This is a genomic window from Halomicrobium sp. HArcht3-1 (genome assembly GCF_058933345.1).
On the sequence record NZ_JBZYDM010000006.1, the window covers coordinates 55,285 to 78,059 of the forward strand.

Here is a 22,775-nt window from a genome sequence, read left to right on the forward strand (position 1 = left end):
GGGACCGATGCTGGCACGCTCCATTCTCGAAACAGACGATTCTCCGATCTACAGTTCTGGTACCGCCAGGTGGAACTCCTGATTTCGTGCCTCGACGAGACAGAGGTGGTAGCCGTCCTTGCGCGAGAGATTGACGAAACTCTTTCGCTTGTCGCGACTCAGGAGACCGCTCGACGTTGCTTCTTCGGCCGTTTCCAGCGCCGGCGGTTCGAAGAAACTCTCGGTGACGAGGAACGCGCCGGCAAGCGAGTCACTCGACGCCCCGACGCGTTCGGCCCGCGTGATGAGGTCGGTCATCATGTTGTCGGTCGCCGGGTCGCGTGAGTCGTTGATGTTGGCGACGATCAGTGGGTTCCCCATCCGGTCTCGCACCACGACGTCGAACTGCTCCTGTGTTCGGTGTTGCTCGCCGTCTTCGACGTACTCCACCGAAATCTGGCCGTTGAGTTCCGCGCGGTCGATCTTCGGGAGCGCGTCGAACAGTTCGCGCATCGCGTCGGGGTTGCCGGTGTCACGGATCTCGTAGAGCAAGTCCCGCACCAGCCAGTCGACGAAGCGATACTGGATGCTTTCGAGGAGGAACGTTTCGAACTGCTGGCCCCCGACCGCCGCCGTCGCGGCGTCGAACTGCGTGTGGTACTCGAGTCTGAGGTTGTCGTCGACCGCCGACTGTTTTGCGTTGCCCGAGTGGACGGCTTCGAGCGTCGCGTCGCCTTTCGAATCGTAGCGGACGAACAGGTTCGTCTGATCGATCGCCTCTCGCTGACTCAGTCGCGTCTCCGCGTCCGGCGTCTCAGTTGCCGTCGCCTCCGCCAGTTGTTCTTCGAGGCGGTCGATCTCTGCACGGGCCTCCTCCAGTTCGCTTTTCAGCTCGTCTCGTTCGCCCTCCAGTGCGTCGAGTTCCGACTGGAGTGTCTCGCGTTCTGCTTCCGACTCTTCGAGTGCGGTTTCGAGTTCGTCGATTCGCTCTGTGTGTGCCGGCGTCTGCTCTCGCTGGTCCGTCGAGCGTTGTTGCTCTGCTGTGTGTTCGTCTCGCTCCCCAGATCGTTCGGCAGACGACGTGGCGGGATGGTTCTGCTGGGACTGCTTGTCCTGTGCCTGTCTCTGCCGGCTCTCGTTCTGGCGAGTCTGTGACTGGCGACTCTCGTCGCGACGCACATCGCCTTTGGCCGCCTGCCTGCGCGCGTCCGGGCTCGACGCATCAGCCGTGGACTGTCCCGCCGTCGTGGACTGCTGTGTCGACGACCGACCCGTGCCACCGTTCGAGTCACTCCGTCCGGCGTTCGTCGACTGACTGGCCGTCTCCGAGTGGGCTGGATCGAGTGACGGGATCGACCGGAGTTCGAGATCGGTCGCCCCGCCAGCGGACGGGTCGTGCGGTGCTGGCCCGACGGCGGCGCTCTCGGCGGGTGCCGGTTCGGACGTGGGTCCCCGCCCCGCCTCGGCCGGATCGGGGTCTGGCGACCCTCGCTGTCGATCCGGCTGCACCTCGTCGTGCTCCGGTGCTCGCTGGGTCTGCTCACTGGCGGTCGGTCGGTCCTGTGTCTCGTCGACGGACTGCTCCGTGGCCGCCCGCGGTCGGTCGGTGCCCGTATCGTGTGGCTCCGACGCGGACGAGTCTGCCCGGGCAGTGGACTCTCTCCCCGGTGATTCTGCTTCGGTCGGTCGTGGATCGTGATCGGCCGTCCGTCCCCGCTCGTTCGTCTCGCTTGGTGTCGGGTCCTGCTCGCTCGGAGTCGGTTCTTGCTCGGTCGTGGGTCGGGTGTCTGGTTCCGACTCGGAACGGCCAGACGCCACCGCTTCCGTGTCTCGGGATTCGGTCGTCTCCGTTCGCGTCGTTGCCGGCTCTGACTCCGCGTCAGCCTCCGGGGCGGGAGCGTCGCTTTCCCCCTCGGTCTCGTCGCCACGGTCCGGCGACGCGTCCACTGGGGAAGCCGATTCGTCGACTGTCTCGTCGTCGACCACCTCGTCTGTCCCGTCGTCGGCCGTCTGCGGTTCGGGAAGCTCGACGATGTCGATGTCGACCGGTCGCACCTCGTAGATGCCGACCTCGTCGTTTGCCTGTTCGAACGCCTCGTCTTCGGTCACCAGTTGATCGCTGTTTCCGACCCAGGCGACGCTCATCGACCGTCCCTGATGGTAGATCTGGTAGTAGTCGCCGGAGAGAACGTTCTCTGAGAGTTCGACGTAGCCCGTGAAACCGCCACTGGAGAGCGTCTGGTCGACCTCGGCGATGGGTGTGTCTTCCGTGTAGTACTTCGCCCGAACCTCGTCGGATCGTTCCTGCATCACTGCGAGCAGCGGCAGGCCGGGGTGGGGTGCTTCGCGAGCGGTCCCGCTGGCGTCCTCGAAATCCTCGATCGAGCCGTCGAGCACTCCGACGACCTTGCCGTTGAGCATGAACAACCGTGCCGGACCGGCGATCACGGCACCGGAGAACTCAGAATCGGCGAGATCGTGGAGACCACTGTACCCGCCGGAAAACGGCACAGTACTCCACGAGTCGATTTGCTCGACTGTGCGCGTACTCATTATGCACCACAAGCCCCATGCGAGACAAATAGTTTGCGCCCGGTCTGGCGGTACTGGTCCCGAGTAGTCAGACGTGCGTCCGACACTGTGGTGGGGTCTCACTCTCGGGTGAGTCCGACGGGTCTTTTATCGCTCGGGTCCTATCGGAGTCTATGACTGAGGATCCTGGACTGACCGACGAGTCTGCACGAGCGAGTCCGTGGCCGATGTTCGTCGCGCTCGGTCTCGCGATCTCGGAAGTCGGCGTCTTCCTCGGTGTCTTCACCGTCGCCGTGTTCGGCCTGCTCCTGTTCGGTGGCAGCATCGCCGGGATCCTGGCCGAGTCGGAGTACACGAGCAAGCCGTGGCCGACGCTGCTCGCGTTCGGGGCCGTCCTCGCGATCGCCGGTGTCGTGATTGTCGTGACCCAGTTCGATCTGGCAGCGGTGACGCTGAACGACTTCGGGCGCAACGGCATCCTCGCACGCAGCCTCTCCATCTCGGCTGCCGGTATCATTCTCGCCGTCTCTGGTGTCGTCGGGTCGATCGCCGAACAGACTGCCGCGTGAGGCGACGGGGCGATCCACGACGCGAGAAAATCAAAGAGCTATTAGTCGCCGTCCGCTAAGCGGCGACTATGTCACTGCTCGGCTTCGAGAAGGAGACACTGCTCGATCTGACCGTCAACATGATCCCACTCGGGATCATGCTCTTTTTCATCGCCGCCTTCGCCGTCGTCCCAGCCTTCGGGTTCGATCCGGTGTTCAGCACGATGCAGTTCGCTCTCATCGGAACGATGTTCATCGGGCTGGCGATCCTCTCCTACTACACGGGCAAGGCCATCGAGGGCGCTGAGGAACACGGCACCGACGACGCCGCCGAGTAGGCGCGAACACCGGTCTTCCTTCCACAGATCCGACCACTCACCAGCGATGTGACCGTCCGGCGTCGACACGTAACCGAAGCTGTTCGGTCATCCATTCAAGTCGAGAATCGACCCTTTCATTATGCCCCAATCCTGAGGGATACCCATGGCAGGAGAGCAGTTAGTACTGACGGCACTCATGGCCGTGCTGCTCGTCGTGATCGTTAGCGCCCTCGCGCGGGTCGAGGACTGGCGATCGTACTCCCCACTTGCAGGTGGTGCGGGGGGCTACGGCGAGGCGACCGGCCACGGACACGCAGAGAAACCGGGCGGCGTGGTGCGCTGGCTCACCACTGTCGACCACAAGGACATCGGCATCCTCTACGGCGTCTACGCGGTGATCGCCTTCGCCGTGGGCGGGATCATGGCGTTCCTGATCCGCGTCCAGCTTATCGTTCCCGGCGGTGCGATCATCGGTCCGAACTTCTACAACTCGATCCTGACGAGCCACGGGATCACGATGTTGTTCCTGTTCGGGACGCCGATCATCGCAGCGTTTGCGAACTACTTCGTCCCGCTGTTGATCGGTGCGGACGACATGGCCTTCCCACGGATCAACGCCATCGCGTTCTGGCTGCTGCCGCCGGCGGCGCTGATGATCTGGGCTGGCTTCTTCACCGCACCGATCGGCGGCGTCGACATCGTCCCGGCCCAGACTTCTTGGACGATGTACACGCCGCTGTCGTCCTGTGGACAGGCCGTCGCGTCCAACTGTGGCCCACAGGCCTCGGCCGGGACCGACCTCATGTTGCTCGGACTCCACCTCTCGGGGGTCGCGGCCACGATGGGTGCGATCAACTTCATCGCGACCATCTTCACCGAGCGCGGCGACGACGTGAACTGGGCGAACCTCGATATCTTTAGCTGGACGATCCTCACCCAGTCCGCGCTGATCCTCTTCGCGTTCCCGCTGCTGGGCAGCGCGCTGATCATGCTCCTACTGGATCGGAACCTCGCGACGACCTTCTTCGCCGTCGAGGGCGGGGGCACACTCCTTTGGCAACACCTGTTCTGGTTCTTCGGCCACCCCGAAGTGTACATCCTCGTGTTGCCGCCGATGGGGATCGTGAGCTACATCCTGCCGAAATTCTCCGGCCGGAAACTGTTCGGATTCAAGTTCGTCGTCTACTCGACACTCGCCATCGGTGTCCTCTCGTTCGGTGTCTGGGCACACCACATGTTCGCGACCGGGATGGACCCGCGACTGCGAGCCTCCTTTATGGCGGTGTCACTGGCGATCGCGATACCCAGTGCCGTCAAGACGTTCAACTGGATCACGACGATGTGGAACGGTCGCATCAGGCTCACCACGCCGATGCTGTTCTCGATCGGCTTCGTCTCGAACTTCATCATCGGCGGTGTCACGGGCGTCTTCCTCGCCTCGATTCCCGTCGACCTGATCCTGCACGACACCTACTACGTCGTGGGGCACTTCCACTACATCGTGATGGGTGCGATCGGCTTCGCCGCCTTCGCGGCGATCTACTACTGGTTCCCGATCGTCACCGGCCGGATGTACCAGCGCACGCTCGGGAAGGCACACTTCTGGCTGTCGATGGTCGGCACCAACGTCACCTTCTTCGCGATGCTGGCACTGGGCTATCTGGGCATGCCCCGCCGGTACGCCACCTACAATTTCGACGGCGCGTTCGCGCCCCTCACACAGGTGACGACCTTCCACCAGCTGGCCTCTATCGGCGCCTTCATCCTGCTGGTCGGACAGCTGATCTTCGTCTGGAACATCGTCACGTCCTGGCTGGAAGGGCGTCGCGTCGAGAGTCACGACCCGTGGAACCTCGAACGCGACGGCATGCTGGGCAACGAGTTCCGATGGTTCAAGCAGCAGCGTGAGACCGCGCTCGCAGACGGCGGCGAGGAAGAAGTCGCAACCGACGGTGGCGAAGCCGTCGACGGTTCGCAGGCAGACGAGTAATTCCCCGACGGTTACAGCTCTTTTCGACGCTCGCTCGAACGGTGTGACTACAGTCCACCGGCCACGAGGACGATCCCGGTGATGAACATCAGCGAGGCGATACCGGCCAGCACGAGAAAGAGCAAGTCCTTTTCGGCCATGGCTGAAGTTCGGACTCGAACGAAAAAGGCTAATCGGATCGTGCCCGAGTAAGCACGTGAGCGAGACCTTTCAGGGGAACCGACTCGTCGTCAGGCTCTATCTCGTCATCGTCGCGCTGACCGGCGTGATGGGCTACGTTCTCGGATGGGCGACCGATCAGCCACTGGAGCCAGTCCTGTTTGGCGTGTTCGTGTTGCCACCGACGCCGGCCGGCGTCGCCGTCTTCGGTATGGTGACGATCGGGCTGGGGCTGGGCGTGTTACTGGCGCTCGTCGTCTACGTGGCGAACAATTTCGACGACGCGGCGAAAAGAGAGTAGCGCGAGCGGTTAGTCGCTCTGGACCTGATCGCGGATCTGCTCGGGGACGCTTGGGTCGCGCAGCGTCGTGGTGTTGCCCAGCTCTTCGTCGTTGGAGATGTTCTCCAGAATACGGCGCATGATCTTGCCCGAGCGGGTCTTGGGCAGGTCGTCACAGAAGATCACGTTGGCCGGACGAGCGAACTTACCGATCTCGTCTTCGACGGCCGCGACGATCCGGTCGCGGACCTCGTCGCTCTCCTCGATGCCTTCGCGGACGACGACGTACACGTCTGGCACTTCGCCTTTCTCTGCGTCTTCACGCGAGGCGACGGCGGCCTCGGCCACGTCTTCGACCTCTGCGACGGCGGATTCGAGTTCCATCGTGCCCAGTCGGTGGCCTGCGACGTTCATCACGTCGTCGAGGCGGCCCAGCACGCGGTAGTAGCCGTCCTGTGCGTGGACGGCACCGTCGCCGGCCTTGTACACCCAGTCGTCCATGTCGTTGGAGTCGGTATCGGAGAAGTCCTGCCAGTACTCCTCGATGAACCGTTCGTCGTTGCCATAGACCGTCTGGAGCATGCCGGGCCACGGCTTCTCGATGACGAGGTTCCCGGCGCGCCCGGATGCGGATTCGATCGGGTCGCCGTTGTCGTCGTAGATCGCCGGCTGGACGCCCGGAACGGCCTTGCCGGCGGAACCGGGCTTCATGTCGTCGAGTGCCGGGAGGTTCGTGATGAGGTGGCCCCCAGTTTCAGTCTGCCACCAGGTGTCGACGATGGCGGCGTCCTCGTCGCCGATATACTTGTAGTACCACAGCCACGCTTCGGGCTGGATCGGTTCGCCGACGGTCGTCATGTGGCGGAAGTCGAAGTCGTAGTCCTGCACGTACTCCTCGCCCCACTTCATGAACATCCGCACTGCCGTCGGCGACGTGTGGAAGATGTCCACGTCGTAGCGCTCTGCGATCTCCCATATCCGGCCCTTGTGGGGGTGATCTGGCGTGTCCTCGTACATCACGCTCGTCGTCCCGAGCGCGAGGGGGCCGTAGACGATGTAGCTGTGGCCCGTGATCCAGCCGATGTCAGCGGCACACCAGTAGGTGTCTTCGGGCTTGATGTCCAGCACGTTCTTCGAGGTCGCCGTCGCGTACGCGAGATAGCCACCGGTCCGGTGCTGGCAGCCCTTGGGCTGGCCGGTCGTCCCGGAGGTGTACATCAGGAAAAGAGGGTCTTCGGCGTCCCGGGAGACGGGGTCGACCTTGGCGCGCTCGTTCTCGGCGAGGAGATCGTCGACGAGCACGTAGGGGTCGTCCTCACCGATCTCCACGTCGTCGGCGAGTTCGTCTTCGCGCGTCCACAGCAGGACCGTGTCGACATCGGTCTCGGCGAGTTCGAGCGCCTCGTCGCACTTTTCTTTGTGGTTGAGGAACTCGCCACGGCGGTAGTAGCCATCGCAGGTGACGACGACGTCACTGTCTGCGTCGTCGATCCGGTCGGCGAGTGCCTGTGCCGAGAAGCCGGCGAACACCTCGGAGTGAGGTGCCCCGATGCGCGCGCAGGCGAGCATCGTGACTGGCAGCGAGGGCAACATCGGGAGGTGGCAGGTCACCACGTCGTCCTCGCGGACGCCCACGTCCTTCAGCGAGGCGGCCATCTCGTTGACGCGGTTGTACAGATCCTGATACGTGATCGTCTCGCTCTCGTCGGCGTCTGTTCCTTCCCAGATCAGCGCCGCTTGGTTCTTGCGCTCGTCGAGATGCCGGTCGATGCAGTTGTAGGAGGCGTTGAGCTTCCCACCCGTGAACCACCCGTAGAACGGCGGGTTCGAGGCGTCGAGTACCTGATCCCAGTGCTCGTCCCAGTCGAGCAATTCCGCGTATTCTTCGAACGCCTCCGGATAGTTCTCGTCGAACCGATCGTGAATCTCCGGATCGGTGACGTTGGCCTGTCCGACAAAATCGGTCGGTGGACGGAAATATTCTTGTTCCGTCAACCGGGCCTCGAGTTCGGGGCCGTCGTCTGACATGATTAAAGATACCTCATAGGGGGACTCACAGCGGAATCGTATTAATTTATCCCAATCGACATGATTTGTATGATCAATGGCACGTGGTTTCATAGCACCGAACGGGGTGTGGACGAGCGTACTCGCCGCTATGTGGTCACTATACTGAAACACTGCTGGGAATAAAAGGCGATATTTGCTGGTTCATGCATCGAACTGGATCGAACCGTTGCGCCAGTTCCGGGAGACGACCGTTTCGGTGGGACCGTTCGAGACTATCGGCCGAGCGGGCGGATTCGGGATAGCCGCTGACCGGGATAGTAACGGCGTCGCCTACGCCTCACCCACACTCCCTTCGTGTGCGTGCCGGCGATGGCTCGACGAGAGTTCGTCGTAGAACTCCACGTAGTAGGTGTACAGCACGGAGCCGACGAGGGTCCCGGCGATCAGACTCCACCCGAGGAACACCACCAGCTCAGTGGTCGAGAGCAGATCGAAGATGGTCACGCCACCGTTCTGGGCCTCCATCAGGCTCGTCTCGCCGGAGAACGCCGTGTAGTACAGCCACAGCGTCGGTAGCTGTGCCACGACGCTGATCGCGAACGCGAGGGCGTCGAAACCGACGATAGAGCGAAACTCCGAACGAACGAGTTTGGCGCTTCGGTGGAACGAGTCGCTGACGCCGTCACCGCTGATCACCATCGCCGCTGGGAAGAACTGCCAGACAAACAGCGGAATCAATACAACGAAGGTAGTGGCGAGTCCGAGCGCTGTGACGATCACGAACTGAATGGCCCCGGGTTCACCCGTTAGCCCGATTCCGACGACTACCGTGGTGACGAAGACGAAGACCATGCCCGCGACGAACGAGAAAATAGCGGTGCCGACAACAAGCAACAGCCCCCCGATCAGCAGACCGAGGTAGTTCGATTTCCCGCCACTGACGAACTGATCGACCGATGCCGTCCCAGTCGACCCTTCTCCGATCATCGCGATCAGCCCGCCGACGAGGAACGGGAGTCCAAGATAGACCACACCCGTCGAGAGATAGACCAACAACGGATGGAGCATCTGGGCGGCCGTGGTGCCGGTACTGATCAGAGAGAACGCGAACAGGACCGCGAAGATCACCGGATTGCGCTTGAGCGTCTCGATCCCACTGGAGAAGGCGCTAACAGGTCTCATATATGGCGGAAATCAACGATGTAAAATAAACGTTCTGAATGTGTGATAGGTCGTGTTCACACGGCGCCGATCTCTTCCCGATAGGTCCCGAACACGTCTTCGAACACGCCCATGATCTCACCCATCGTGGCGTGGACTTTCACCGCCTCGACGATGGCAGGCATCACGTTGGTACCGCCGACGGCCGCATCTCGAACCGTCGACAGCGCCGCCTCGACCGCCTCGTCGTTCCGCTCGGCCCGGACCGCGTCGAGACGGTCACGTTGTTGCTCCTGCACTGCATCGTCGACTGTCAGTAGCTCCGGTTCCGTCTCTTCTTCGACGGTGTATGCGTTGACACCGACGACGGTCTCCTCGTCGTCTTCGACCCGCTGTTGGTACTCGTAGGCTGCGTCCTGAATCTCGCGCTGGAAATACCCCTGCTCGATACCTGCGAGCACGCCCGCGCGCATCGACCCATCGCCGAGGTCGTCTCGAACGTGCTCGATGTACGCCATCGCCTCGGCTTCGATCTCGTCGGTCAGCGCTTCGACGGCGAAACTCCCGCCCAGCGGGTCGACGATGTCGGCCGCGCCCGACTCCTCGGCGATGATCTGCTGGGTCCGGAGCGCGACCCGGACCGCATCCTCGCTGGGCAGGGCCAGTGCCTCGTCGAAACTGTTCGTATGGAGGCTCTGTGTCCCGCCCAGCACCCCGGCCAGCGCCTGAATCGTCACGCGGACGACGTTGTTGAGCGGTTGCTGGGCAGTGAGAGACTGGCCGGCGGTCTGGGTGTGGAACTTCAGCTGTTTGGCTGCGTCGGCCTCGGCGTCGTACCACTCGTCCATGATCCGGGCGTAGATCCGCCGTGCGGCCCGGAACTTCGCGACCTCCTCGAAGATTGCGTTGTGGGAGTTGAAAAAGAAGGATAGCTGAGGCGCGAACGTGTCGATGTCGAGTCCGCGGTCGAGACAGTCCTCGACGTAGGCAAAGCCGTCGGCGAGCGTAAAGGCCAGCTCCTGGGCCGCAGTCGAGCCGGCTTCGCGGATGTGATAGCCCGACACCGAGACGGGCTTGAACTTCGGCGTTTGCTGGGTCGCGAACTCGATCACGTCAGTGACGAGACGCAGTGACGGCTCCGGTGGGACGACCCATTCCTTCTGCGCGATGAACTCCTTGAACATGTCGTTCTGCAGGGTGCCCCGGAGCTTCGCGCGGTCGACACCGCGCTGGTCCGCGAGTGCGACGTACATCGCGTAGACCACTGGCGCGCTGGGGTTGATCGTGAAGCTCGTCGACACCTCGGCGAGGTCGATGCCGTCGAAGAGAATCTCCATGTCACGCAGCGTGTCGACGGCGACACCCTCTTTCCCGACCTCGCCTGCTGCCATCCGATCGTCGGAGTCGATCCCCATCAGCGTCGGCATGTCGAAGGCCGTCGACAGGCCTGTCTGTCCCTCGTCGATGAGGTAGTGAAATCGTTCGTTGGTCTCTCGGGCGGACCCGAACCCGGCGAACTGGCGCATCGTCCACTGGCGACCGCGGTACATCGTCGGATAGACACCACGGGTGTACGGTTCCTCGCCGGGGAAGCCAAGATCCGATTCGTAGTCCAGATCGGCCACATCCAGTGGTGTGTACAGCCGGTCGACCTCGTGGTTCGAGACCGTCGCGAACCGCTCGGCACGTTCGCCGTAGGCATCGAGCACCGAGTCGAGCGTCTCGTCTTCCCACGTCGATTTTGCCTTGCGAATGGCCGCGAGATCGGTCTCGTCGTACATACCGTGCTAGTTGGTAGTATGTGACAATAAGTCTTGCACGGTGGTCTCGCAATGCCGGTCGACGCTTCTCGGCCGTGCGCTACTCCTCTTCGCCCTGTAGACGCTCAGTGGTCTCGACCAGTGGATGCCGTGCGTAGTCGACGACTTCGATGTCGGTGATCGAGGACAGGTCCTCCGCGTCGGCCGTCTTCGCCATTCCGAGGTCGACCGGTTCGTCGAGCACGATCACGTAGGCGTCCATCGATGCGACACCGAGTCGCTCGGCCGCCTTGACCCGGTGGTGGCCGTCGGCGAGCAAGAGCTTGTGGGGGTACTCCGGAAGGTCCGCATCGGCGAACTCGGTGACGGTCGCCTGGGACGGATTCGTGCCGCCGTTGTCGATGACGACCAGTGGCTCGGCCAGTCCGCGCCTGAGTTCGTAGGTCCGCCCTTCGAGTTCGTCCGCGTAGACGGTCCCCTGTGTGGGGATCAGATCCGAGATATCGACCTCGCGGCGCTCCTCGCGGGCGGATATCTCGTGGATCGATTCGAGCGTCCGCGTGAGTTTGTCGACTTTACTCGGTGTGGCCCGCTCGATCTGTGAGCGAATCACGTCCGCGTTCGAGATGATCCCTACGAGGTGACCGGCGTCGTCCACGACCGGCAGTTTCTGGATTCCCGACCGGAGGATGACGCGGGCCGCGTCCTGAACGGCCATCTCGGGGTGGGCGACGAGGATGTCGTCGCTCATCACCCGAAACATCGGTTCGTGATCTTCGGCCAGCAACAGGTCTCGGGCGCTGACGAACCCTTCGACGCGCCGGCCCTCACACACCGGAAAGCCACTGTACTCGTCGCTCTCGGCGATCCGTCTGGCCACGTCTTCGACCGTGTCGTCGGGCGACACCGTCGCCACCTCACTGGTCATGTACTCCTGAACACGTGGTTCGCCGTCCGCTTCCATACTGACTGGAGACGGCGCCGGGAGAAAAAGGCCCCGGCGCGTTCACCGTCGTTCCGGGACGGCACGTCGGTCCGTCACTCGTCGGTTTCGGTGTCGGCGTACTCGTCGGCCGTCTCGTAGCCCGGGGCTGTGTAGACGTTACTCAGGAGGCGATTCGGCCGGGACTGGAGAGCATCGAGGAATCGGTCGTCGACGACGGCCCGCACCACCTCGTGCAGCGACTCGTCGCGGTCCTCGATCGAATCGAGTACGCCGAGTGTGATCTGTGCGCCGGCCATGTCGGCGTGGCCGCCCGCGCTACCGATCTGTCCGAACGCCTCCCGAAGGACCTCACCCAGATCGACCCCGGCCCCCCGTGCGCGGGCCGACGCGTAGATCGTTCCGTCCTTGACGCCGTAGACGAGCGTCGAGTTGACTCCCTGCAGATCGAGCAGCCTGTCGGCTGCCTGTGCGAGTGCGTCCCGGTCCTGTAACTCGCCGACACAACTCAGCAGCACCGACCCTTCCTGTCGGCGGTACTGGATCGCGCGACTGATCGTTTCGAGGGTGTCGGCGCTCATACTCGGGTCTTCGATCCGCTGGAGCAGATCGAGGTTCGCGTAGGGCAACAGGTACGCCGCCGCCTCGAAGTCGTCCGGTGAGACCTCGCGCCTGAACTCCTGTGTGTCGACGCTGATACCGAACAGCAAGCCGGTGGCGACGGCCTCGTCGAGCAGTGAGTCGAACCGTCGGAGGTAGTCGACCAGCAGCGTGCTGGTCGCTCCGACGTCCGAGCGCAGATCGACGAACCGCGCTTCGATCGGTGCCCGGGGCGGGTGATGGTCGACGACGATGTCGATCGGCGTGTCCGTGGGCAACTGATCGTTGACACCCGGTCGGGAATGATCGACCAGTGCGAACCCGTCGTACACCGACAGATCGGTCTCGGCATCGAAATTCTGCAGATCGAAGTCCAGTAGATTCACGAACGCTCGATTCTCCTGATGGGTGATCTCGCCGTAGTAACACAGTTCGGGTTCGCAGCCGACACCCGTTGCGAGACGCGCAAGCGCCACGCCACTCGCGATGGCATCCGGGTCTGGGTTGTCGTGCATGACGATCGCCAGCCGATCACCGATGTCGCGCAGCACGCGCTGGAGTTGTCTGATGCGAACGCCTTCGTCGCCGACACGCTCGGAGAGGTGGTCCGTGATCGCTGCGCCCGGATCGACGACGCGGTCGGCGACGACTTCGAGCGTCTTCAGCACTGCTTTCGATGGGGTGGCTCCGCTGTAGACGACGAGCATCGCCTCGGGAAACACCGATCTGGCGGTCTGTGCAATCGTCGCGTTGCGCTCCCCGTCGTCGGTCCCGACGAAGATCGTTTCGGGGGTGAAATCGAGCGCCGACAGGACGGCCCGGTCGCCCGGTTCGCCCAGTTCGACCGACGCTCCGCTGGTGCGAAGCGTGTCGACCCGGTGTTCGTTCGCCGTCAACACCCATAGCTCGCCACGGTCGTCCGCGAGTTCGTCGAGCAGTGACCGCGCGAGCGGTCCTGCCCCCAGCACCAGGCGAGCAGTCATACCCGAGACTGGGCGATGGAGCGCCTAAAAACCACTCATACGGAGTATCGTAGATCGTTACCGGATCGACCGCACGACTGTGTGCGGTCGACCGAGAAAACGGCGACAATACCCCGTATCACTTCAGCCGCTCCTGCAGGAAGGATGGGTGTGCTGCGGTGATCCCTTCGATCGAGAGTAGTTCGTCTTCGATGATCGTTCCAACCTCGCCGCCGTCGGATGCCCGGACTTCTGCCATCAACATGTGGTCGCCACTGGAGGTGTACAGTGACTCGACGGTGTCGATCGCGGTGAGTTCTCGCGTCACCTCGACGTAGCAGTCACTTTCGACGTCCATCCCGACCAGTGCGATCGACTGGCTGGATAGTTTCTTCGGGTTCACGTCGGCCGAGTAGCCGACGATCACGCCCTCGTCTTCGAGTTTGTTGATGTACTTTCTGACCGTCGGCTTGGACACATCGGCTCGTTCTGCGATCTCCGCGTACGAAGCCTGTGCGTCGTCCTCGAGGACAGAGAGAATCCGGCGCTCCGTGGACTCCGCGCTCATGGACGATTCTTTGCCGCGGACGAAAAAATACCTTCCGAATCCACAAACCGGGGGACGACCCCCCTGTGTGAGCCGTCGAACGGCGTTACTTGTGGTGTTCGAGGAGTTCGTCAGCGGATCGCTCCCACTGGTACTCCTCGTCGAAGTATCGCTCTGCGAGCGGTTCCTCGGGCATCTCGCCGGTCGCCATCTTCTCTTCCTGATAGGACGGACTCTCGTCGTCGACGTAGTAGCGTCCCGTGAGGACTTCGCCCTCGTAGAGTTTGTTCTCTGTCTCGAACATCATCCGGGCTGCCTCTTCGCGGTTCGAGGTGTCGAAGTCGTAGTCGTCGGACTGCTGGATGTCCGTGTAGGGGACGTAGTGCTTCGCGTCCTTGTTCCAGGTCGGGCACTGGGTCAGGAAGTCGACGTGTGCGAAGCCGTCGTGTTCGATCGCTTCGGTGATGATCTCCTTGGCCTGGTTGGGATTGACCGCCGCGGTCCGGGCCACGTAGGTCGCGCCTGAGGTCAGTGCCAGATTGAGTGGGCGAATCGGCGACTTGGCCGACCCCGAGGGCTGGGTCTTGGACTTGTGGCCCTTCGGGGAGGTCGGCGAGGTCTGGCCCTTCGTGAGGCCGAAGATCTCGTTGTTGAACACGATGTACGTCATATCGTGGTTCTCGCGGGCGGTGTGCATGAAGTGGTTGCCACCGATCCCGTAGCCGTCACCGTCACCGCCGGCGGCGATGACTTCGACCTCGGGGTTCGCGAGTTTGGCTGCACGAGCGACGGGCAGCGAGCGCCCGTGGATCGTGTGGAAGCCGTAGCTGTTGAAGTAGCTGTTGAGCTTTCCGGAACAGCCGATCCCCGTAAAGAGAGCGACCTCGTCGGGGTTCTTCCCGACTTCCGGCATGGCCTGTTTGAGCGCCTTCAGGACACCGAAGTCACCACAGCCGGGACACCACGTTGCCTGTGGTTCGATGCCGGGTGTAAACTCGTCGCGGTCGATTTCGCGTTCTTCTCCGATTGCTGAGAATGCACTCATTGCTTAGTCACCTGCCGCTGGGAGGTATTTCATGTTCGTCGCGGCGAGGTCTTCGCCGTTGATGCTGGTCTCGAAGCCCTCGACGATCTCTGCCGGTTCGAACGGGTTCCCGTTGTACTTGAGCAGGCTGGAGAGTTTCGGACCGAAGCGGCCGATCTCCTTCTGGGTGAGGCCGCGGAACTGTGCGCTGGCGTTCATCTCGACGACGAGCGCCTCGTCGACGGATTCGAGCCACTCCGAGACTTCCTCGACGGGGTAGGGCATCATGTCGGAGACGCCCAGTGCCTTGACGGAGTGACCGTCGTCGTTGAGCCGATCGACGGCCTCGAAGACGGTGTCCTGATGGCTGCCCCACACGAGGATGCCGTAGTCGGCGTCCTCGGGACCGTGGTAGGTCTGGTGGGAGGCGTTCTCGTCGAGGTCCGCGCGGATGTCGTCGAGTTTGTCCAAGCGACGGTTCATCTGCGCGATCCGGTTGTCCGGATCCTCGCTGATGTGGCCTTCGGGGGAGTGTTCGTTCCCGGTCGCGAGGTAGCGACCGTCCTTCTGGCCGGGCACCGAGCGCGGGCTGACGTTCGAGCCGTCTTCCGGTTCGTGCTGGAAGCGCTGGAACTTCCCGGAGGAGTGGTGTGCGGCCTCGGCGATCTCCTCTTCGGTGAGGACGGAGCCGGGATCGGCGTTTGGCTCGCGGTCGAAGAAGCTCTCGTCGACGTTACGAAGCTCTCCCTGGAGCTTCTGGTCGTAGACGACGATCGACGGAATCTGGTACTCGTAGGCGATGCGGAACGCCGCACGCGTCTGGTCGTAGCACTCGCGGATGTTCGCGGGCGCGAAGACGACGCGGGCCGAGTCGCCCTGACTCGTGTACAGGACGTGTTCGAGGTCGGCCTGTTCGGGCTTTGTCGGCATCCCGGTCGAGGGACCGGCGCGCATCGCTTCGACGAGGACGACCGGCGTCTCGGTCATCTCGGCGAGACCGAGCGGCTCGCTCATGAGCGCGAAGCCACCGCCTGAGGAGCCGGACATGGACTTGACGCCGGCGTGGCTGGCACCGAGTGCCAGCGCGGCCGCGGCGATTTCGTCTTCGACCTGCTCCGAGATCCCGCCGAACTTCGGCAGGTTCTGGGACATGATCGTGAACACGTCGGTCCACGGCGTCATGGGGTAGCCGGCGATGAAGCGACAGCCCTCGTCGAGGGCACCGTACGCGATGGCGTTGGACCCGGAGAGCAGGACCTGCTCGTCGTCGTGGTCCGCCGCTTCGGGCATCGTCAGGTCGTGGGTGTGGTCCAGTTCCTGTGCGCGCTCGTAGGCGTCTTCGAGGACGGCGAGGTTCGCGTCGAGGATGTCGCCGGACATGTTCTCTTCCATGAGCTCCTCGAAAAAGGAGACGCCAGTGTCGAGCAGTGCCGCCGTGACGGCAACACCGGCCGTGTTACGCATGACTTCACGGCCGTGCTCACGAGCGATCTCGCGAAGGTTGATCGGATAGACGTGCCAGTCGTTCTCCTCGGCACGTGCCTCCAGATTCATCTCGGCGATCGCGTCCTCGTCGAGCAGTCCCTCGTCGTAGACGATGACGCCGCCCTCTCGGAGGTCGTGGAGGTTCTCCGAGAGCGGTTTGACTTCTTCGTTACCGTAGTACGCTTCTTCCTGTGGGTTCCGTGCGAAGGAGTCACCGAGGGCGAGAAGGAAATTGTAGCCGTCGCCACGCGAGCGCACGTCTTCGGCGCCCGCGCGTACCTCTACGAACGTGTGGCCGCCCCGAATGCGCGAGGGATAGTGACGGTGTGTGAACACGTCAAGTCCCGTGCGCATCAGGGCCTTTGCGAAGTTTTGACTCGTCGAGTCGATCCCGTCACCGGAACCGCCTGCGACTCGCCAGATTAGTTCCTGATCTGTCATGGGAAATCATCGGCCCCAGTTGGGAAGCCGTATACTCACCGTTGGAGGGCCGTGACTAAAGATTTTCCACTACGTCGCACCCCATTAATCATGAACGAATGGTAGATACCGCTCAAATGTCCGATTTCGAGACGCCAAGTGGGTAGCTAGCATAGAGTAGACGATGGTGAATGTTGCCTCGTCTCGACGACCCGCGTGGGACATGCCTAAGACTGTCCAGTCCGTATTCAGTGTAATCGATGTCGCTCTCGGAACTCATCGCTGGGGTTGAAGATCACGAAAAGCGCCTTACCGTGTTCAATGCGGACGATTCGGTCGTCTCGGATCTTCGACGCCACTTCGCCGACAGGAACGTCACGGTCGTGACCGAGGCGACAGTCAGCGGGCGGCCCGGCGAGTTCGTCACCCTCAGCGACGACGACGGCGTGATCGCAGCGGCGAGTCTCGATTCCTTCGAGGCGAGATTGGACCGGCGGGCAGAACCGATCGGTGTCGAGGCAAGTCCGTACAGACCGATCCTCGACGAGCTCGACGAGACACTGTTTACGTCCTGGAGTATCGAGCAAATGATGACAGCCACCCGCGAGATCGAAGACCGTGCCTTCCGAGTGGGGCAGGGGACCCTCCACGCCGGCTTCCAGTACGTCTCGACGCTGACGGGCGAACTCGACGTGTACGAATCGCTCGGAGCGGAGGGACTGGCCGTCCACGCCTATGCCACTCCGGACGAGGAACCGCCCAACCACGAACACTTCACACTCCACATCGAACGAGCCAGCGAAATCGAGCAGTCGTGGTTCGTCGTCTTCGACGGTGGTGGCGACGCCCGCCAGAAGTGCGCACTCCTCGCCGAAGAGCGCGCACCGCGTGAGTTCTACGGCTTCTGGACGTACGACCCGGGGACGGTCGACTGGATCGCAGATCACCTCGATTCGACGTACGGACTCGTCGAACAGTAAGCAGCGGGCGGTGGCTACTACTCTCGCCGTCGTCGGAGCGTCAGGAACAGCACCGACAGCGCCGCGAGTGCTGGCACCACTCCCAGCGGCCCGCTCCCGCTCGTCGTCTCCGTCGTCGCCGGTGCCTGCGCACCACCCTCGGCGAGTGTCTCCGTCCCGCTCTTCTCGGGCGTCGTTCGATCGGTCGCCGTCGGCGACTGGGTCGCCGTGTCCGTCCGGTCGCCGACCGTCTCGGTTGCGGTCTCGGTGTCGCTCGACTCGACCGTCGACACGGGTGTCGCAGTCGTGTTCGATGCCGGCGTCGCTGTCGGCGTCGTCGATGTCGACACGGTGAGCGTCCCGGCACTGACGCCCTCCGACTCGACCGTGTACGATCCGGTCTGTGAGAGCGACCGTCGAACGCTGACCGTCTTGCGCTCTCGCGAGGGTACTGACACCTCGGTGGTCCAGCGATGATCACCGGCGGTGATCAAGACCGTCTCGCTCCCGTCGGCGTTGCCGGCGTTCTTGACGGTGAGATTGACGAGAACGTCCGAGTCGGGTTCGACCGTCTGATTCGCCAGTGCCACGTCGACGACTTCGATGTCGACGTTCGTGCCGGTGATCCCCGAGGAGGCGACACCGCCAGTCGGTGCAGCCGATCCCCCGGAATCGTCGTCCCCGTCATCGTTGCCGCCGGTCTCGCTGCTCGGACTGTTGTCCGTGTTCGACCCGCTCGTCTCACTCTCGGTTTCCCCGCTCGTGTCAACGACGACCATCGCCGTCTCGACGGTCCGGGTCCGGCCGGCGTCGTCAGTGACCGTCACTGGGAGGGTGTAGCTGCCGTCCTCGACAGCAGAGAGGTCGGGCTGGATCGTCGCCGCGAACGACCCGTTGTCGACGGTCGCGTCGACGGTGCCAGCACCGAGGCTGGACGCATCGACCGTGACCGAGGTGGTGCTGGCCGTCGGCTCGACCAGGGGCGTAATCCGTTCGACTGTCCAGGGTCGCTCGACCGCCGAACGCGTGGTCTGCACCTGTACCTTGTCGGCACGTGTCGTCGGCACGGAGAGTTCCGACTCGGGAGACGTTACGTTGCGCTCCCAGTGGGCGATGTAGGGACTCTCGTCGACCGTTTCGAGGAGCCTGATCGTGTTGTTCGACGAGTAGTTGCCCTGTGCCTGCTCGAGACGGACGCCTGTGACCGGGTGACGCTCGTCGAGAACGATGTCGACGAACGCGTAGTTCGACGCGAGGGGCATTCGTGTCTGCCACTCTCCGTCCGAGACGGAGAGCGTGTCCGTGACATTGTTCTCGACGCGAGTCGTGAACCCTGTGTACTCCCACGACTCCTCTATCTTCGAGCCGTTCCGATACAGATCGATATTCGAGACTTGTAGACGGTGGGTGCTCGACTCGTCTTTGTCATCGAGCAGTACGAACGGCGATTCATCCCCAGAGACGTTCGCCCGGACAGTTCGACTCTTCGGCGTGACGATCTCTTGTGTCGTTCCGTGCTGGACCCGTAGTGACTTGGGCGGCTCACTCGCGAAGGTCACCTCGACAGTGTCGACGCGCTGGCTCGACGTGAGGAACCCGTGGAAGAGGACTCTCGACTGGCCGACCGGTGTGTCACTGGCCCACACCCCGTCGCTTGTCACGTAGCCACGGTTTTTCGTCACGTTTGCGCCCACGGCTCGGATCTCGCTCGGTTTGACGGGGACTGAAGCCACCTCACCACGCACGCGTAGCCGTTCGTCGGCGGTGAGCGTCCCGTCACCGTCACCGTCCTCGGCGACGGGTGCCTCGGCGAGTCGCGGGACCGACGTGTCGACTCGAATCGGCGAGACCTGCTTCGTCCGCGTGTCGCCATCCGCATCCGTGACAGTGGCGTTCAACTGCTTCTCCCCGTCCGAGATGTTCTCGTAGTCCGGCGTGAACGTCGCCGTGTACGTCCCGTTGCCGGTGTGGTGTGCCTCGACGGTACCGACACCGAACTCGCTTCCGTCTATCCGTACCGAGTCGGTGTTTCGCGTATCGGACGACAGCACAGCGATGTCGTGGATCGTCCACGGTGTCGTCCGCTCGGACTCGCCATCGTACACGTTGACGATGCTCGCGTTATCCTCCGGGAACTGCAGGACACTCCGGCGTTCGGTCACGTTCCGCTCGAAAGGCCCGCTGAAATCCTCGCCAGTCGGTGAAACTCTGACCGTCTCGGGATACGATCCGTTCGGATGCTCCAGTGTGATACCCACCAGGTCGTGTTCGTCGAGGAGTCTGAGATGGACGCGATGGTCGTTGTGGGCGAGTGGGATTGGGCTGGTCCAGTTTGCACTCTCGTCGGCGAGTGCCGATCCGATCTCGTGTCGCGTGCTCTCGTAAAAGTAGGCAGACCAGTTCCCCTCGTCGATGGCCGTCCCGTTGCTGTACACCGTCACATCGGAGATCGAGAGCGGGCCCTGTGTCGAGTCGGCGAGTTCGAGGAACTGGATCGTGCTCGTGTCGTCGAAGCTACGGTTGACCCGAACTGTCCTGCCGTCTGGCTCGACCATCGGGCCGTTGTCGCCGAAGATGTTCATTTCTTCGGGTGGGTCGCTGGCGAACGTGTACTCGATAGCGTCGACATCGTGTGCTTCGCCGAATCTGACACCGAATACGATGCCCGACTTCCCCATCGTCAGATTGGTCGTGGCGGGTGTTTTGTCGCCGTCGAGGGCTTCGTCGGCACCAGTGCGGTTGTAGACGTTCGCAGTCGCGGAGTTGACTGGGACCGGTTGGCCGACTGTCGTCGAGACCGTCACGCTCTCACCGGGAGCGAGGACACCATCACCGCTCGCGTCACTGATGTTGGGAGCGCCGACGAACTGTGGCGTCGCATCGGGGTCCGAGGTCTCGCTGATCGTGACGGCGTTCTCGACGGTCGCTTCCGTGTCGTTACCACCGGTATCGGCGACGGACACAGAGAGGTCGGCACCGTCGTCGGGGAACGTCACTTCGTCGGCTGCGATCGTGACGTTCGTGATCGTCACGACGCCTGGATCGTACGGGCCACTGGTGTTGTTGAGGACAAAACGAACGTCACCATTGCTAGCCAGTGGACCACCCGCGACCGACCCAGTACCGGCGATCTCGATCTGTCCGACCTCGGTAGCTGCTGCGTGCTGGTCGAATTCGAGCGAGACGAAGACCGGCTGACCGGACTCTTGCTCGTTGAGACCAGTGAGTTCGACTGTGATATCGACGGTCTGGGTAGCGCCCTCGTCGAGCGTGACGGCCGAGTTGCCACTGACTTCGAGCGCTGTCGGACTGTTCGCGGCTGCTGCGGTCCCGACGAGCGGGGCGGTCGCACAGCACGCGGAGACCATGAGGGCCACGGCGAGCCAGAGCGCTCGGAGCGACTGACCGCTCGTGTTGGCTGCCGTCATCGTGTCCTCCAGAGCAGCCATCCGTTTCGTGGCGACCGTGTGCGTGTTCTGATGTATCGATGCGACTGTCTCTCGTCCGTCGACTGCTGTGACGATTTGCTGTTAATCTGATGCATTGTCGACCACCTTCTGGAGCAATCGCTGAGTGCTCCATCCGATCAGCCACCACCGAGTAGCTGTCCAGTTCTATCCTGTCAGAACTACTAATGATATAAATTAGTTTTGATAATATATATGCGGAAAGTGGGGAAAAGAAGCTCTTGATGCCGGTTTATCGCACATAGCGTGCTATCGGCTGGCCTTCGAGACCGTTCACGGTCAGTTAGAAGAAACGGACGCCACAGTCGGACCGCTCCGACCTCGCGGCGTCCCTACTTCGGCGTCTGGCTGTAGATGAGGTTGCGCTGAATGTCGTTGGCACCCTCGTAGATGACGGGGATGCGCACGTCGCGATACACGCGAGAGATTCGGTTCTCCGTCAGCACCGAACGGCCACCGTGGAGTTGCATCCCTTTCTCGGCACAGTCCGTCGACACCTCGGTCGCCTTCGTCTTTGCCATCGCGGCCCAGAAGCCAGCGTTATCCTGCGTTGCGACCTTCTCTGCGGCACGCCAGGTAAGCGCGCGGGCGGACTCGAACTCGGTGCGCATGTCGGCGAGCTTGTGCTGGACGGCCTGGAACTCGTCGACGGACTTGCCGAAGGCCTCGCGGTCGTGGACGAACTCCCACGCCTCTTCGATGGCGGCGGCCGCGAGACCGAGACCGTGCCCGGCGACGATGACCCGGCCGTGATTGAAGAACTCGGCGAGCATGTAGAAGCCGGCACCCTCGACGCCGATGAGGTTCTCCTCGGGAACACGGCAGTCGTCGAAGACGATATGAGCCTGTTTCGAGGCCCGGAAGCCCATCTTCTCGGGGATGTGCTCTGCGTCGTAGCCGTCGGTGTCCGTCGGGACGATAAAGAGCGAGTAGTTCCCGTAGCGGTTGTCCGGATCGTCACCGGTCTTGGCGTAGACGGTCACCCAGTCGGCCTCGACGCCGTTCCCGATCCAGTACTTCTCACCGTTGAGGACGTACTCGTCACCGTCCTTGTCGGCAGTCGTGGACATCCCGGCCATGTCACTCCCAGTCTCCGGTTCCGAGACGGCGAGACCGGTGAGCTGTTCGTTCTCGGCGACCGGACGGAGATACTCTTCTTTCTGGTCCTCGTTGCCGTGGTCTTCCAGCATCTCGGCCCCGAAGCTCGCCAACTGCAGGGTCAGTGCGATGCCGGCGTCGGCCTTGTAGAACTCCTCTGCGATGGCTAGTACCTGTTCGAGCGACAGGCCGCGACCGCCGTACTCCTCGCCGATGTCCTGTGCGACCAGTCCGGCCTCCATCCCCGCTTCGAGGATTTCGACGGGATACTCGCCACTCTCGTAGTACTCGGCGGCGTTGGGTTCGATGTACTCTTCGGCGAACTCGCGTGCTTCTTGCTTGACCCCGCGTGCCTCCTCGGGCACGACCGTCTCTTCTAACAGATCCATACCCTTACCAAGTGCCCCGTTACCAAATAGGTCGTGGAACAACGCAAAACACTAACAGAGTTTAAGATATACCCCTCGCGATCTCACGACTGGGATTCGTCGGGCGGTCGGGGAACGTCCGAGAACTCCGATGACATTGGTG

The 22,775-nt window shown here is 62.7% G+C and carries 16 protein-coding genes; 5 read left to right on the forward strand and 11 right to left on the reverse strand.

Annotated features, from left to right (window positions below):
- Positions 1-48: 48 nt before the first annotated feature.
- A complete protein-coding gene (locus AC5FRW_RS11585) occupies positions 49-2,532 on the reverse strand; it encodes a DUF7527 domain-containing protein (RefSeq protein WP_493568618.1) in 2,484 nt (827 codons plus the stop codon).
- 152 nt (positions 2,533-2,684) lie between these two features.
- Between AC5FRW_RS11585 and AC5FRW_RS11590 the strand changes: the two genes are divergently transcribed.
- The 4 genes from AC5FRW_RS11590 (at position 2,685) to AC5FRW_RS11605 (ending at position 5,829) form a co-directional block, all read left to right on the forward strand.
- Positions 2,685-3,080 carry a DUF7541 family protein gene (locus AC5FRW_RS11590; protein ID WP_493568619.1) on the forward strand — a complete coding sequence of 132 codons (396 nt, stop codon included), beginning with the start codon at positions 2,685-2,687 and terminating at the stop codon, positions 3,078-3,080.
- 68 nt (positions 3,081-3,148) lie between these two features.
- Entirely contained in the window at positions 3,149-3,397 is a 249-nt protein-coding gene (locus AC5FRW_RS11595; protein ID WP_493568620.1) for a DUF6684 family protein, read from the forward strand.
- A gap of 145 nt (positions 3,398-3,542) precedes the next feature.
- A complete protein-coding gene (locus AC5FRW_RS11600; protein WP_493568621.1) occupies positions 3,543-5,369 on the forward strand; it encodes a cbb3-type cytochrome c oxidase subunit I in 1,827 nt (608 codons plus the stop codon).
- Positions 5,370-5,565: 196 nt separating this feature from the next.
- The gene (locus tag AC5FRW_RS11605; RefSeq protein ID WP_493568622.1) at positions 5,566-5,829 is read left to right on the forward strand and encodes a DUF7520 family protein; all 264 of its coding nucleotides are present in this window, start codon (positions 5,566-5,568) and stop codon (positions 5,827-5,829) included.
- Between the two features lie 9 nt (positions 5,830-5,838).
- Here the strand turns inward: AC5FRW_RS11605 and acs are convergent, their stop codons facing one another.
- The 8 genes from acs to AC5FRW_RS11645 form a co-directional block, all read right to left on the reverse strand.
- A complete protein-coding gene (gene acs / locus AC5FRW_RS11610; RefSeq protein WP_493568623.1) occupies positions 5,839-7,836 on the reverse strand; it encodes an acetate--CoA ligase in 1,998 nt (665 codons plus the stop codon).
- 312 nt (positions 7,837-8,148) lie between these two features.
- Positions 8,149-9,000: a DUF7847 domain-containing protein gene (locus tag AC5FRW_RS11615; protein WP_493568624.1), complete on the reverse strand. Its 852-nt coding sequence runs from the start codon at positions 8,998-9,000 to the stop codon at positions 8,149-8,151.
- A gap of 56 nt (positions 9,001-9,056) precedes the next feature.
- Entirely contained in the window at positions 9,057-10,760 is a 1,704-nt protein-coding gene (locus AC5FRW_RS11620) for a methylmalonyl-CoA mutase family protein (RefSeq protein WP_493568625.1), read from the reverse strand.
- A 79-nt stretch (positions 10,761-10,839) separates the two neighbouring features.
- Positions 10,840-11,703: a CBS domain-containing protein gene (locus AC5FRW_RS11625; protein WP_493568626.1), complete on the reverse strand. Its 864-nt coding sequence runs from the start codon at positions 11,701-11,703 to the stop codon at positions 10,840-10,842.
- Between the two features lie 74 nt (positions 11,704-11,777).
- Positions 11,778-13,265 carry a DHH family phosphoesterase gene (locus tag AC5FRW_RS11630; protein WP_493568627.1) on the reverse strand — a complete coding sequence of 496 codons (1,488 nt, stop codon included), beginning with the start codon at positions 13,263-13,265 and terminating at the stop codon, positions 11,778-11,780.
- 118 nt (positions 13,266-13,383) lie between these two features.
- On the reverse strand, positions 13,384-13,812 hold the full coding sequence (lrpA1, locus tag AC5FRW_RS11635) for an HTH-type transcriptional regulator LrpA1 (protein WP_493568628.1): 429 nt from the start codon (positions 13,810-13,812) through the stop codon (positions 13,384-13,386).
- Positions 13,813-13,897: 85 nt separating this feature from the next.
- Complete coding sequence (locus AC5FRW_RS11640; protein WP_493568629.1) at positions 13,898-14,836, reverse strand: thiamine pyrophosphate-dependent enzyme; 939 nt, start codon at positions 14,834-14,836, stop codon at positions 13,898-13,900.
- A 3-nt stretch (positions 14,837-14,839) separates the two neighbouring features.
- Positions 14,840-16,741 carry a 2-oxoacid:acceptor oxidoreductase subunit alpha gene (locus AC5FRW_RS11645; protein WP_493568630.1) on the reverse strand — a complete coding sequence of 634 codons (1,902 nt, stop codon included), beginning with the start codon at positions 16,739-16,741 and terminating at the stop codon, positions 14,840-14,842.
- Positions 16,742-16,980: 239 nt separating this feature from the next.
- Here AC5FRW_RS11645 and AC5FRW_RS11650 point away from each other — a divergent pair, with 239 nt between their 5' ends.
- Entirely contained in the window at positions 16,981-17,700 is a 720-nt protein-coding gene (locus tag AC5FRW_RS11650; protein ID WP_493568631.1) for a DICT sensory domain-containing protein, read from the forward strand.
- 17 nt (positions 17,701-17,717) lie between these two features.
- Here the strand turns inward: AC5FRW_RS11650 and AC5FRW_RS11655 are convergent, their stop codons facing one another.
- The gene (locus AC5FRW_RS11655; RefSeq protein WP_493568632.1) at positions 17,718-21,107 is read right to left on the reverse strand and encodes an Ig-like domain-containing protein; all 3,390 of its coding nucleotides are present in this window, start codon (positions 21,105-21,107) and stop codon (positions 17,718-17,720) included.
- A gap of 371 nt (positions 21,108-21,478) precedes the next feature.
- On the reverse strand, positions 21,479-22,633 hold the full coding sequence (locus AC5FRW_RS11660) for an acyl-CoA dehydrogenase family protein (protein ID WP_493568633.1): 1,155 nt from the start codon (positions 22,631-22,633) through the stop codon (positions 21,479-21,481).
- Positions 22,634-22,775 lie beyond the last annotated feature (142 nt).

What these genes read in the sequence shown, in the direction of transcription:
- AC5FRW_RS11600 (WP_493568621.1), top strand. Translation starts at nt 3,543, where the DNA reads ATGGCAGGAGAGCAGTTAGTACTGACGGCACTCATGGCCGTGCTGCTC.
- lrpA1 (WP_493568628.1), bottom strand. Translation starts at nt 13,812, where the DNA reads ATGAGCGCGGAGTCCACGGAGCGCCGGATTCTCTCTGTCCTCGAGGAC.
- AC5FRW_RS11625 (WP_493568626.1), bottom strand. Translation starts at nt 11,703, where the DNA reads ATGGAAGCGGACGGCGAACCACGTGTTCAGGAGTACATGACCAGTGAG.
- AC5FRW_RS11660 (WP_493568633.1), bottom strand. Translation starts at nt 22,633, where the DNA reads ATGGATCTGTTAGAAGAGACGGTCGTGCCCGAGGAGGCACGCGGGGTC.
- AC5FRW_RS11585 (WP_493568618.1), bottom strand. Translation starts at nt 2,532, where the DNA reads ATGAGTACGCGCACAGTCGAGCAAATCGACTCGTGGAGTACTGTGCCG.
- AC5FRW_RS11645 (WP_493568630.1), bottom strand. Translation starts at nt 16,741, where the DNA reads ATGACAGATCAGGAACTAATCTGGCGAGTCGCAGGCGGTTCCGGTGAC.
- AC5FRW_RS11595 (WP_493568620.1), top strand. Translation starts at nt 3,149, where the DNA reads ATGTCACTGCTCGGCTTCGAGAAGGAGACACTGCTCGATCTGACCGTC.
- AC5FRW_RS11615 (WP_493568624.1), bottom strand. Translation starts at nt 9,000, where the DNA reads ATGAGACCTGTTAGCGCCTTCTCCAGTGGGATCGAGACGCTCAAGCGC.
- AC5FRW_RS11630 (WP_493568627.1), bottom strand. Translation starts at nt 13,265, where the DNA reads ATGACTGCTCGCCTGGTGCTGGGGGCAGGACCGCTCGCGCGGTCACTG.
- AC5FRW_RS11620 (WP_493568625.1), bottom strand. Translation starts at nt 10,760, where the DNA reads ATGTACGACGAGACCGATCTCGCGGCCATTCGCAAGGCAAAATCGACG.
- acs (WP_493568623.1), bottom strand. Translation starts at nt 7,836, where the DNA reads ATGTCAGACGACGGCCCCGAACTCGAGGCCCGGTTGACGGAACAAGAA.
- AC5FRW_RS11650 (WP_493568631.1), top strand. Translation starts at nt 16,981, where the DNA reads ATGTCGCTCTCGGAACTCATCGCTGGGGTTGAAGATCACGAAAAGCGC.
- AC5FRW_RS11640 (WP_493568629.1), bottom strand. Translation starts at nt 14,836, where the DNA reads ATGAGTGCATTCTCAGCAATCGGAGAAGAACGCGAAATCGACCGCGAC.
- AC5FRW_RS11655 (WP_493568632.1), bottom strand. Translation starts at nt 21,107, where the DNA reads ATGACGGCAGCCAACACGAGCGGTCAGTCGCTCCGAGCGCTCTGGCTC.
- AC5FRW_RS11590 (WP_493568619.1), top strand. Translation starts at nt 2,685, where the DNA reads ATGACTGAGGATCCTGGACTGACCGACGAGTCTGCACGAGCGAGTCCG.